Here is an 11,928-nt window from a genome sequence, read left to right on the forward strand (position 1 = left end):
CATTTAGAAAGCAACTTTATTGCTTCTGCATAAAAAAATTACTGGGGATCCCTCAGCCCTGTGGGAGAGGGCCGGGGTGAGGGCATCAGGCCGCACAAAACTAAACTCCGTACCCCATCATCTTCAACAACTGCTGCGCATGCTGCACCGCGTCCTGACGGTGCGCCACGCCCAGCTTCTGATACAGATTGCGAATGTGCGTTTTGATGGTGGTTGCCGCCACCGCCAGCTCACCGGCTATCTGCTCGTTGCTGTAGCCTGAATAGATCAGCCCCAGCACCTGCCATTCACGCTGTGTGAGCGGGCTGGTGCGGATAAGCTCCGGTACTTCCGGATGGTTCAGCAGACGTTCAACAAAGTTCTCATCGAAGTGCGCAAACTTGTGGCGATGGTGCTGGTTGATCTCGCGCAGAATGCGCTGGGCGCGATGCTGATCGAGTTCCGGCAGCGTGTTGAGCTGAATCAGCTGGCGCAACTGCTGGGCCATCACTTCACCCTCAATCACAAAGTGGCTGATAAACCCGGTGCGGTTCGCCAGCTGCAACGCTTCCAGCAGCACGCGCTGGGCATCGTTTTTACGTCCCGCCTGCCAGTAAAGCTGGTTTAACAGCAGCAGGTTGCGGTTTAAATCGCTCATCAGGCGCAGGCTACGGGCGTTTTCGTTTAACTCTTCCAGCACGATTTCGGCAGGCTCGAAGTCACCCAGCAGGATCTGCACGCGGGCAATATTGCGCCACTGGCTTTGCAGGAAGTGGTTATTGGCAAATTCTGGTTTAGGCGTGTGACGCAGCCAGTTGGCGGCGGACTTTTTATCGCCGGTCATCTGCCAGTAAATCACCCGGACCTTATCGGCGTTGGAGACCCAGTCGCTATGGTACTGTCCGTTGCCAAGCAGGTTTTCCAGGCGGTTAAGGTGGTTGCGGGCATTATCCAGGTCGCCTCGCGCCAGCGAGCACTGCACCAGCAGGGCCAGGCACTGGAGTTGCTGCTGCGGCTGGAAGCTCGAAAGCACATTCAGGCCCTGGCGGGCGCAGCTTTCTGCTTCATCCAGACGCGACCATGCCCAGAGCAGCTGAGCGCGAATACGCAACAGGAACTCGTGCATTGGCAGCTGTTCCAGATGCTGTTCACGGATCAGCTGGAACGCTTTCTCCTGGTTTTCCCAGGCGGCCTGCAGGAACCCCTGAGCAAATAAAATCTCGCTTTGCTGGATCAGGCTCCAGAGGGCGTAATGCCAGACATCGTGGCGGCGGGCCATCTGTTCGGTTTGCTGCATGAGCGAAAGCGAACGCGTGAGGTCGCCCTTACAGTGCAGCACTTCGCCGTGTACCGAGGTGGCCACAATACGGCTGTAGAAATTCGCCAGCGGCAGCTCATCCAGCGCGACCATCGCCAGCCGTTCGGCTTCTTCCGGGTCGCCGTCGTTAATCGCCACCTGCGCACGCAGGGCGTTAAATTCGCCGTGCAGGGTGGCATCCATCTCGCTTTCCATCTCCTGCTCGGCGCGCGCCAGCAGGGTGTTCACTTCGCTGTAGCGATGCTGGCTCTGCATCAGCCAGGCCTGGAGCAGCACCAGACGCGGATTCTCCAGCAGGCTCTCCCACGGCAGCGCTTTTAACGACTCTTCCAGCAGCGTCAGTTCGCTGTGGTTGAACAGTCCCCACGCGTGGTTGAGCAGAATATCGCGCAGCATACCGGCATCTCCGGCGGCCAGCGCATGGTGGATAGCCTCGCTCGGGAAACCTTGCGCCATCCAGCTTTCGGCGGCGGCGCGGTGAATTTCTGGCAGCTCTGCGGCCATCTCCCACTGGCAACGCTGGCGCAGGAAGCTGCCAAACAGCGGATGGTAGCTAAACCATTCGCCGGGATCGTCCATTCGCGTCAGGAACAAACCCTGACGTTCAATCTCTTCGAGCTGAAGCTGCCCGTTTTCAATACCGGTGACGCGCACAATCAGCGCATCGTTCATCGAACGTAGCAGGGAGCTTTTCAGCAGGAAATGGCGGGTAGTGAGGTCTACGCTGTTGAGTACCTCATCCACCAGATAATCCGACAGGTGGCTGGCGTTGATGCCCGCCAGGCGGCGCGCGGACTGGTGCGTCGGGCTGTTGTTTTGCCGCGCGGAAAGGGCAATCAGCTGAAGCGCCGTGGCCCAGCCTGCAACGTCATCACACAGGCGGCTGCTTTCCGACGCCTCAATCGGAGAAGTCAGACGGCAGTCAAAGAACTGTTTCGCTTCCTGATGGGTAAAGGCCAGCTGCTGACTGCCAATTTCCAGTAGCTGATCGCGCACCCGCAGGTTGGCAATGCCCAGCTGCGGAAGGTTGCGCGACAGGACGACCAGCGTCAGGTTTTCCGGCTGATGGCGCAGGAAGAACCGCATCGACTCGTGAATAACCGGGTTGGTGATCAGATGATAATCATCAATCACCACATACAGCGGGCGATGCCATTCGGCCAGTTCGATAAACAGCTGGGAGAACAGAGAGGACAGGCTGGCGTACTGGCGCTTTTGCACCATCACCTCGCTGGTGACGCAGTGTCCGTTGGTTGCCTGCTGAATCGCGGCAATTAAATAGCTGGCAAAACGCTCCTGCTGGTTATCACCTTCATCCAGGGAGTACCAGCCAAGATCGCTTTTACCTGCCGCCCATTGCGAAATGAGCGTTGTTTTTCCATAACCCGCAGGACTCGTAACCAGCGCCAGTCGGAAATTATGCGCACCGGAAAGTTTAGCCAGCAGGCGCTCGCGAACCACAGTATGGTCAAGACGAACCGGGCGACTTAATTTGGACGGAATCAACATAGTTTTCACTTCACTGTGGGGAACGAGAGAATTTATTTTTTTTGCGCTTCGTAATTAATATCTATAAGTTCGGCCAATAGAGGAACTATTGCAAGTTATGTCTGGGTTTGGAGGCTCTGAATTTGCACTCTGTCACAAAACATTCTCATCATTGGTGGAACTTTTCATAAATGGCTGGATGCCGCGCTGTTACTGGCTTGTCTGCATGGCGCGCGGTTGCGCTGAAACTGGTTTCAGAAAGAGATAATGACGGTGAAGTTAATTAACTTTGGGGAAAGTTGCTCTGGCTTAATAGTGTTGCTGGAAAGCCGCTGTACGTGAGAAATATTATTCTACGTAAGTAATCATTTCAGCGATGATTAATTTCCTCCGAAACTGCATTTCATTTCTTTGACGCTCTTCCGGGATCGCTTTTTCAGCGAAGCGCACACTTACACAGTGGCCTCGATCACACTTTTATGCTCATCCCCGCTACTCCTCCCTGCCTAATCCCCGACAGGAGGAGGAAGAGGCGCAATGAGCCAGGCACACTAGCGCCAAATGTGTTTTCTCTCTACAGGATGCCGATTCCCTATGTCACAGCCTACTTTCAACAAAGCTCAATTCCAGGCTGCCCTGACGCGTCAGTGGCAGCGTTTTGGCCTTCATGCTGCAAACGAGATGACGCCTCACCAGTGGTGGCAGGCGGTGAGCGGGGCGCTCGCAGAGCAGCTGGACGCTCAGCCCGCGACGAAGCCTGTGAAAGGCCAGCGTCACGTCAACTACATTTCGATGGAGTTCCTGATTGGCCGTCTGACGGGTAACAATCTGCTGAACCTTGGCTGGTATCAGGACGTCGGCGATGTGCTGAAAGAACACGACATCAACCTGACCGATCTGCTGGAAGAAGAGATTGATCCGGCGCTGGGTAACGGCGGTCTGGGACGTCTGGCAGCCTGCTTCCTGGATTCCATGGCAACCGTGGGCCAGTCGGCCATTGGCTATGGTCTGAACTACCAGTACGGTCTGTTCCGCCAGTCGTTCGCTGACGGCCACCAGATGGAAGCGCCGGACGACTGGCATCGTAATACTTACCCGTGGTTCCGCCACAACGCACAGCTGGATGTGCAGGTCGGGATTGGCGGGAAAGTCACGAAGCAGGGGCTCTGGGAACCAGCGTTCACCATTACCGGTGAAGCCTGGGATCTGCCGGTGCTCGGCTACCGTAACGGCGTGGCGCAGCCGCTGCGTCTGTGGCAGGCGAAGCACGCGCATCCATTCAACCTGACTAAATTCAATGACGGTGATTTCCTGCGCGCCGAGCAGCAGGGTATCGACGCCGAGAAGCTGACCAAAGTGCTCTACCCGAACGACAACCATCTGGCGGGTAAAAAGCTGCGCCTGATGCAGCAATACTTCCAGTGCGCCTGCTCCGTGGCGGACATTCTGCGCCGCCACCACCTGGCAGGCCGCAAGCTGGCGCAGCTGCCGGACTTCGAAGTTATTCAGCTCAACGACACGCACCCAACCATTGCCATCCCGGAACTGCTGCGCGTGCTGATCGACGAGCATCAGCTGAGCTGGGACGACGCCTGGGCCATCACCAGCCGCACCTTCGCCTACACCAACCACACCCTGATGCCGGAAGCGCTGGAGTGCTGGGATGAGAAGCTGGTGAAAACGCTGCTGCCGCGCCATATGCAGATCATCAATAAAATTAACGACCAGTTTAACGTGCTGGTGGAGAAAACCTGGCCGGGCGACAAAGCCGTCTGGGCGAAGCTGGCCGTGGTACACAACAAACAGGTGCGCATGGCGAACATGTGCGTGGTAAGCGGCTTTGCGGTGAACGGCGTGGCCGCGCTGCACTCGGATCTGGTGGTGAAAGATCTCTTCCCGGAATATCACCAGCTGTGGCCGACCAAATTCCACAACGTGACCAACGGCATTACGCCGCGTCGCTGGATCAAACAGTGCAACCCGCTGCTGGCCGGCCTGCTGGACAAGACCCTGAAGAAAGAGTGGGCCAACGATCTGGACCAGCTCATCAACCTGGAAAAATACGCTGACGACGCGAAGTTCCGCGAGCAGTACCGCGCCATTAAGCTGGAGAACAAGATACGTCTGGCCGAGTTCGTGAAAATGCGTACCGGAATTGAAATTAACCCAAATGCGATTTTCGATATCCAGATCAAACGCCTGCACGAGTACAAACGTCAGCACCTGAACCTGCTGCACATTCTGGCGCTGTACAAAGAGATCCGCGAGAACCCTCAGGCCGACCGCGTCCCGCGCGTGTTCCTGTTCGGTGCGAAAGCGGCGCCGGGCTACTACCTGGCGAAAAACATTATCCTTGCCATTAATAAAGTGGCGGCGGCGATCAACAACGATCCGAAAGTGGGCGACAAGCTGAAGGTGGTGTTCCTGCCGGACTACTGCGTCTCTGCGGCTGAAATGCTGATCCCGGCGGCGGATATTTCCGAGCAGATCTCTACCGCCGGTAAAGAAGCGTCCGGCACCGGCAACATGAAGCTGGCCCTGAACGGCGCGCTGACCGTCGGCACGCTGGACGGTGCGAACGTTGAAATCGCCGAGAAGGTCGGTGAAGAGAACATCTTTATCTTCGGCCATACTGTTGAAGAAGTGAAAGCCATCAAAGCCAAAGGGTACGACCCGGTGAAATGGCGTAAAAAAGACAAAGTGCTGGATGCAGTGTTGAAAGAGCTGGAAAGCGGAAAGTACAGCGACGGCGACAAGCACGCGTTTGACCAGATGCTGCACAGCATGGACAAACAGGGCGGCGACCCGTACCTGGTGATGGCGGACTTCACCGCTTACGTTGAAGCGCAGAAGCAGGTCGACGTGCTGTATCGCGACCAGGATGCCTGGACCCGCGCGTGTATCCTGAACACCGCGCGCTGCGGTATGTTCAGCTCTGACCGCTCAATCCGTGATTATCAGGCTCGTATCTGGCAGGCAAAACGCTAAGGAAGCGCGATGGAGAGTAAACGTCTGGACAGTGCCGCGCAGGCGGCGGGAATTAGCCTCAGTTACATCAATGCGCACGGCAAACCGCAGTCTATTGGTGCGGACACCAAAAGACGTTTGCTGGATGCCATGCACAAATCCGACGCGAAAGCGTCGGGAGCGCCGGTGCCGAACGTGAAGGTCTTTACCGCGGGCAAAAAGATGCCGCTGGCGGTGGAAGGACGCGGCGAGTTCAGCTGGCTGCTCACCACCGAAGAGGGGCATCAGCATAAAGGCCATGCCACCGGCGGCAAAACCCTCACCCTTCCGGCGAAGCTGCCGGAGGGCTATCACAGCCTGACGCTCACCCAGAATGACAGCCGCTTCCACTGTCGGGTGATCGTCGCGCCGAAGCGCTGCTATGAGCCGCAGGCGCTACTCGAAGGCAAAAAGCTGTGGGGCGCCTGTGTGCAGCTTTACACCTTGCGTTCAGACAGCAACTGGGGCATTGGCGATTTTGGCGACCTGAAAAAGATGCTGGCATCTGTTGGTGAGCGCGGCGGGGCATTTATCGGCCTCAACCCGATCCACGCCCTCTATCCGGCGAATCCGGAAAGCGCCAGCCCGTACAGCCCGTCTTCCCGCCGCTGGCTGAACGTGATCTACATCGACGTTAACGCGTTAGACGATTTCAAAAACAGCAAAGAGGCGCAGGCGTGGTGGAAGCTTGAGACCACCCAACAGATGCTGAAACAGGCCCGCGATGCGGACTGGGTCGATTATGCCTCCGTGACCGCGCTGAAAATGGCGGCGCTGCGTCTGGCCTGGAAGGGCTTTGCGAAGCGTGACGACGAGCAGATGGCAGCCTTCCGCCAGTTTGTGATGCAGGAAGGCGAGAGCCTTTACTGGCAGGCTGCGTTTGATGCGCTGCATGCGTATCAGGTCCAGGAGGATGAGATGCGCTGGGGCTGGCCGGTGTGGCCGGAAGCGTATCAGTCCGTGGATACCCCGGAAGTGAAGGCGTTCTGTGAGACGCATGCCGACGAGGTGGATTTCTATCTCTGGTTGCAGTGGCTTGCGTACAGCCAGTTTGCTGCCTGCTGGCAGGTGAGCCAGGGCTATAACATGCCGATCGGTCTGTATCGCGATCTGGCCGTCGGCGTGGCGGAAGGTGGGGCGGAGACCTGGTGTGACCGTGAACTTTACTGTCTGAAAGCCTCCGTCGGTGCGCCGCCGGATATTCTGGGCCCGCTTGGTCAGAACTGGGGCTTGCCGCCGATGGATCCACACGTGATGGCGGCGCGTGCCTACGAGCCGTTTATCGATCTGCTGCGCGCTAACATGCAGAACTGCGGCGCGTTGCGTATCGACCATGTCATGTCTGTGCTGCGTCTGTGGTGGATCCCGTACGGTGAAACGGCCGATCACGGGGCGTACGTGCAGTATCCGGTGGACGATCTGCTCTCAATCCTCGCGCTGGAGAGTAAGCGTCATCAGTGCATGGTGATTGGCGAAGATCTCGGTACCGTGCCGGTTGAGATTGTCAGCAAGCTCCGCGACAGCGGGGTTTACTCCTACAAAGTGCTCTATTTTGAAAACGACCATGAGAAAACCTTCCGCGCGCCGAAAGCGTACCCTGAACAGTCAATGGCAGTCGCGACGACGCATGATCTTCCTACGCTCAGAGGCTACTGGGAAAGCGGCGACCTGACGCTCGGCAAAACGCTGGGCCTCTACCCGGATGAAGAGGTTCTGCGTGGGTTGTATCAGGATCGCGAGCTGGCGAAACAGGGGCTGCTGGATGCGCTGCATAAGCATGGCTGTCTGCCGAAGCGCACCGGGCATAAGGCGTCGCTGATGTCGATGACGCCAACGCTTAACCGTGGCTTACAGCGCTATATTGCCGACAGCAACAGCGCGTTGCTCGGTCTGCAACCGGAAGACTGGATTGATATGGCGGAGCCGGTAAACATACCCGGTACCAGCTATCAGTACAAAAACTGGCGTCGCAAGCTGTCCACTACGCTTGAAGCGATGTTCGCCGATGACGGGGTGAACAGGCTGATTAAGGATTTGGATAAACGGCGAAAAGCAGCCGGTAAGAAGTAATAAAAAACCCGCCAGTGGCGGGTTTTTTATTATCAGGTCGTGCTCATGTAGGTCGGGTAAGGCGTAGCCGCCTCCCGACTCATGGCATTAAATCACCATATTCAACAGCAGCACCCCGACCAGACCGCACACCGAAATAATGGTCTCCAGCGCGGACCAGGACTTGATGGTTTCACCGATGGTCAGGTTGAAGTACTCCTTGAACAGCCAGAAGCCCGGATCGTTCACGTGGGAGAAAATCACGCTGCCCGAACCGACCGCGATAACCATCAGCTCAGGGCTTACGCCCGTGGTCGCAATCAGCGGCGCAACGATACCACCCGCGGTAATCGCCGCAACGGTTGCAGAGCCCAGCGCGATACGCAGCACCGCGGCAATAGACCATGCCATCAGGAGCGGCGATACGTTGGTTTCATGCATCATGGCAGCAATGTATTTATCCACGCCGCTGTCGACCAGCACCTGCTTAAACGCGCCGCCACCGCCGATGATCAGCAGCATCATGGCAATGATTTTGATGGAAGAGGTCAGCGTGTCGTTGATCTGATCCATGGAACGACCACGGTTAAGACCGAAGGTGAACATGGCGATCAGGACCGCAATCAGCGTTGCCATCACCGGGTCGCCCAGGAACTCCGCAACGGACAGGAACGCGTGACCTTTCGGCAGAACCATCTCTGCTACGGCACGCATTGCCATCAGGATCACCGGCACCAGAGAGGTCCAGACGCTGACGCCAAAGCCAGGCATCTCTGCATCTGTGAAGGTTTTGGCGCTGTACAGGCCTTCCGGGATGGGCTTATCAATGCCTTTCAGGAAGCGTGCATAAACAGGACCGGCCAGGATAACCGTTGGGATCGCCAGAATCGTACCGAACAGCAGGGTTTTACCCATGTCGGCGTGGAAGATGGTGGCGATAGCCGTTGGACCCGGATGCGGCGGCAGGAAGCCGTGGGTGACGGACAGCGCCGCAGCCATCGGTACGCCTACGAACAGCAGCGGGATGTTGGCGGCAGCGGCGATGGTGAACACCAGCGGCAGCATCAGGACGAAGCCCACTTCATAGAACAGTGCGAAACCGACGGTAAAACCGGTTAACACCACCGCCCACTGGATGTGCTGCTTGCCAAATTTATCGATTAGGGTAGTGGCAATACGCTGCGCGCCACCGCAGTCCGCGAGCATTTTACCGAGCATGGCGCCGAAGCCCATGATCAGCGCCAGGCTGCCGAGCGTACCGCCGACACCGGCTTTAATGGAGCTGATAACTTTAACCAGCGGCATTCCCTGCATCAGACCGACTGCAAGTGCCACCAGAACCAGAGCGATAAATCCGTTCATTTTGAAGCGGATCATCAAGAGCAGTAATAACACAACACCGATAGCGACGATGACTAATGGCATGATTGACCTGGCCTTTGAATTGTTATGGGTAACGTCATTGTTTCAACGACAAATTCCGGTTGTCCCAACTGGGAACAGAGTATTAACGGCACTCATACTGATGCCTGCGAAAACGATAAGTTTAGTCGGCTGTTATAAGGGTGTTGAGTGCCCATGGGAATGATACGGGTAACATGACGTGATTGAGAATCACCCAGGGAGGCAAAATTTGAATTATGAGACGCAGGTCAACATATAGAGGGGGAGGCAAGAAAAAGCAGGCCCGGTAAGCGCAGCGCCACCGGGCAATACAGACGGGCACTGAATTAGTAGTAAGAGTGCTCGCCGCGCTGGTGTTCGGTCAGATCGCGCACGCCTTTCAGTTCCGGGAATTCGTTCAGCAGCTGCTTCTCGATCCCTTCTTTCAGGGTTACATCGACCATGGAGCAGCCGTTACAGCCGCCGCCGAATTGCAGGATCGCCAGACCATCTTCGGTGATTTCCATCAGGGAAACACGTCCACCGTGGCCGGCCAGCTGCGGGTTGATCTGCGATTGCAGCAGATATTCCACACGCTCCATCAGCGGGGCATCGTCAGAGACTTTACGCATCTTCGCGTTTGGCGCCTTCAGCGTCAGCTGAGAACCCAGCTGGTCGGTGACGAAATCAATCTCCGCATCTTCAAGATACGGCGCGCTCAGCTCATCAACGTATGCGGTGAGCTGTTCAAATTTAAGGGCAGTGTCAGTTGCTTCCACAGCATCCGGAGGACAATAAGAGACACCACATTCTGCATTCGGAGTGCCTGGATTGATCACAAACACGCGGATCTGCGTCCCTTCTTCCTGATTTGCCAGCAGTTTGGCAAAGTGCGCTTGTGCAGAATCGGAAATACGGATCATAGCTTTGGCCTAATAGTTGACTAAATTACCTGGGTATAATCATACGCCCATTGAAGAAGGGCTACAAGGTACGGCACAGACACCATACCTGAACTGACGCGGCGCCGCTTTGCAAAAGCAGTCGGGAAAGTTCAGCCACGGTACTGCCCGTGGTGACGACATCATCCACAATCGCGATATGGAGACCGTTGACCGGCAATTCAAGGCGAAAGGCGTTTTTCAGGTTTCTTTTGCGCGACCGGGCGTTGAGCCGGTGCTGAACGGCAGTGGCATGAATACGTTTCAGCGCAGAGGCGGGGTACCGGCAACCCAGCCAGCGGGCGAGCGGACGGCACAGCAGGTCGCTCTGATTGTATCCCCGCCGCCAGTGCCGACGCTGAAAGAGTGGCACGTTCACGAGCGTGTCGACCGACGGTAGCCCACGCGTTCTTCGCGCCTGCAATACCGCCAGTAATAACAGGCGTGCCAGTGGCTGCGCCAGCGCGAACTGGCTGGAAAACTTAAACTGATGAACCAGACGACTCAGCGGCAAAACGTAATCATCCACCGCCACCAGCGCGCTCCACGGCGGCGCTTTTTTCAGGCATCGACCACAGGGGAGCGTCTGGCTTACGGCAGGCAAGCCGCATTGCGGACAACCCTTCAGGTAACCCAGCGCTCCCGTGCAAACGGAACAGACGCCCCACGCGCTCAGCGCAAGTGGCATTCGGCATAGCCAGCACAAGCCGGGCACTGTTAGCATACGCAACCTCCATGTGAAAAAAGAGTAAGTTAACTGATGAAGACGCTGTGGTGGCAGACCGTTGGGACGGGAAATTGTCATCTTGTGCTGCTGCACGGATGGGGACTGAACGCCGAAGTGTGGCGTTGCATAAGTGAGGAACTGGCCTCGCAATTTACGGTACACCTGGTGGATCTGCCGGGGTATGGCCGTAGCCACGGCTACGGCGTGATGACGCTCGACGACATAGCGGAGCAGGTTCTGGAAGCGGCGCCGCAAAAAGCCGTCTGGCTCGGCTGGAGCCTGGGCGGGCTGGTGGCAAGCCAGATTGCGCTGCGCCATCCTGAGCGGGTGCAGGCGCTGATCACCGTTGCCTCATCACCCTGTTTCAGCGCCCGCGAGGCGTGGCCGGGCATCAAACCTGAGGTGCTGGCCGGGTTCCAGCACCAGTTGAGCGAAGATTTCCAGCGGACGGTGGAGCGTTTCCTGGCGTTGCAGACGATGGGAACTGAAACCGCCCGTCAGGACGCGCGGATGCTGAAGCAGACGGTGCTTTCCCTGCCGATGCCGGAGGTTGAGGTGCTGAACGGTGGACTGGAGATCCTGAAAACGGCCGATCTGCGTGAGCCGCTGGCGTCACTGACGGTGCCGCATCTGCGTATTTATGGCTATCTGGATGGGCTGGTCCCGCGCAAGGTGGTTCCGCTGCTGGATGCGCTGTGGCCGGAGAGTGAATCAATGGTGGTTGCCAAAGCGGCACATGCGCCGTTCATCTCTCATCCTGCTGAGTTTTGTTCGGCGCTGACCGGTTTTATCAGCGAAGCGTCCACCACTCCCTGAGGCAGGCTTTACCTTCCGGACAACTTTTACAACTGCCGGACAGACAACTGTCCGGCTCTTCCTGAATGCGCACGGCTTTCCCCATCGCCTCCAGCCTTTCCAGCATGGCATCGATCATCGGCTGCGGCGTATGCAGGCTGAGGCTGAGCTGCTTCGCCTCCATTCGTCCCTGTAACGCCAGTAAGTCACGGACCTGAATCAACGATGCCATCTTTTTTCCC

The 11,928-nt window shown here is 57.1% G+C and carries 8 protein-coding genes; 3 read left to right on the forward strand and 5 right to left on the reverse strand.

Annotation, left to right across the window (positions count from 1 at the left end):
• Nucleotides 1–100 precede the first annotated feature (100 nt).
• The gene (gene malT, locus ACOT0L_RS17595) at nt 101–2,806 is read right to left on the reverse strand and encodes an HTH-type transcriptional regulator MalT (RefSeq protein ID WP_022649640.1); all 2,706 of its coding nucleotides are present in this window, start codon (nt 2,804–2,806) and stop codon (nt 101–103) included.
• A 573-nt stretch (nt 2,807–3,379) separates the two neighbouring features.
• On the opposite strand from malT, the gene malP reads away from it, so the two are divergent.
• On the forward strand, nt 3,380–5,773 hold the full coding sequence (gene malP, locus ACOT0L_RS17600) for a maltodextrin phosphorylase (RefSeq protein ID WP_126503844.1): 2,394 nt from the start codon (nt 3,380–3,382) through the stop codon (nt 5,771–5,773).
• Nucleotides 5,774–5,782: 9 nt separating this feature from the next.
• Nucleotides 5,783–7,861 carry a 4-alpha-glucanotransferase gene (gene malQ / locus ACOT0L_RS17605; protein ID WP_126503846.1) on the forward strand — a complete coding sequence of 693 codons (2,079 nt, stop codon included), beginning with the start codon at nt 5,783–5,785 and terminating at the stop codon, nt 7,859–7,861.
• An 87-nt stretch (nt 7,862–7,948) separates the two neighbouring features.
• On the opposite strand, the gene gntT is transcribed toward malQ, so the two are convergent.
• The 3 genes from gntT to gntX form a co-directional block, all read right to left on the reverse strand.
• On the reverse strand, nt 7,949–9,265 hold the full coding sequence (gntT, locus tag ACOT0L_RS17610; protein ID WP_023298788.1) for a gluconate transporter: 1,317 nt from the start codon (nt 9,263–9,265) through the stop codon (nt 7,949–7,951).
• 305 nt (nt 9,266–9,570) lie between these two features.
• Nucleotides 9,571–10,146, reverse strand: coding sequence for a Fe-S biogenesis protein NfuA (nfuA, locus tag ACOT0L_RS17615; protein ID WP_003861601.1), 576 nt, complete (start codon nt 10,144–10,146; stop codon nt 9,571–9,573).
• Between the two features lie 61 nt (nt 10,147–10,207).
• The gene (gene gntX / locus ACOT0L_RS17620; RefSeq protein ID WP_023298787.1) at nt 10,208–10,888 is read right to left on the reverse strand and encodes a DNA utilization protein GntX; all 681 of its coding nucleotides are present in this window, start codon (nt 10,886–10,888) and stop codon (nt 10,208–10,210) included.
• Between the two features lie 36 nt (nt 10,889–10,924).
• Between gntX and bioH the strand changes: the two genes are divergently transcribed.
• On the forward strand, nt 10,925–11,707 hold the full coding sequence (bioH, locus tag ACOT0L_RS17625; protein WP_126503848.1) for a pimeloyl-ACP methyl ester esterase BioH: 783 nt from the start codon (nt 10,925–10,927) through the stop codon (nt 11,705–11,707).
• On the opposite strand, the gene feoC is transcribed toward bioH, so the two are convergent.
• A complete protein-coding gene (gene feoC / locus ACOT0L_RS17630) occupies nt 11,682–11,918 on the reverse strand; it encodes a [Fe-S]-dependent transcriptional repressor FeoC (protein ID WP_015571443.1) in 237 nt (78 codons plus the stop codon). The genes bioH and feoC overlap by 26 nt on opposite strands.
• Nucleotides 11,919–11,928 lie beyond the last annotated feature (10 nt).

The sequence above is a fragment of the Enterobacter cloacae complex sp. XAL002 genome, from assembly GCF_049236805.1.
GTDB lineage: Bacteria > Pseudomonadota > Gammaproteobacteria > Enterobacterales > Enterobacteriaceae > Enterobacter > Enterobacter intestinihominis.

Bases quoted from the DNA above. Each gene is read 5' to 3' on its own strand.
- malP (WP_126503844.1), top strand. From the start codon at position 3,380: ATGTCACAGCCTACTTTCAACAAAGCTCAATTCCAGGCTGCCCTGACG.
- gntT (WP_023298788.1), bottom strand. From the start codon at position 9,265: ATGCCATTAGTCATCGTCGCTATCGGTGTTGTGTTATTACTGCTCTTG.
- feoC (WP_015571443.1), bottom strand. From the start codon at position 11,918: ATGGCATCGTTGATTCAGGTCCGTGACTTACTGGCGTTACAGGGACGA.
- nfuA (WP_003861601.1), bottom strand. From the start codon at position 10,146: ATGATCCGTATTTCCGATTCTGCACAAGCGCACTTTGCCAAACTGCTG.
- malQ (WP_126503846.1), top strand. From the start codon at position 5,783: ATGGAGAGTAAACGTCTGGACAGTGCCGCGCAGGCGGCGGGAATTAGC.
- bioH (WP_126503848.1), top strand. From the start codon at position 10,925: ATGAAGACGCTGTGGTGGCAGACCGTTGGGACGGGAAATTGTCATCTT.
- gntX (WP_023298787.1), bottom strand. From the start codon at position 10,888: ATGCTAACAGTGCCCGGCTTGTGCTGGCTATGCCGAATGCCACTTGCG.
- malT (WP_022649640.1), bottom strand. From the start codon at position 2,806: ATGTTGATTCCGTCCAAATTAAGTCGCCCGGTTCGTCTTGACCATACT.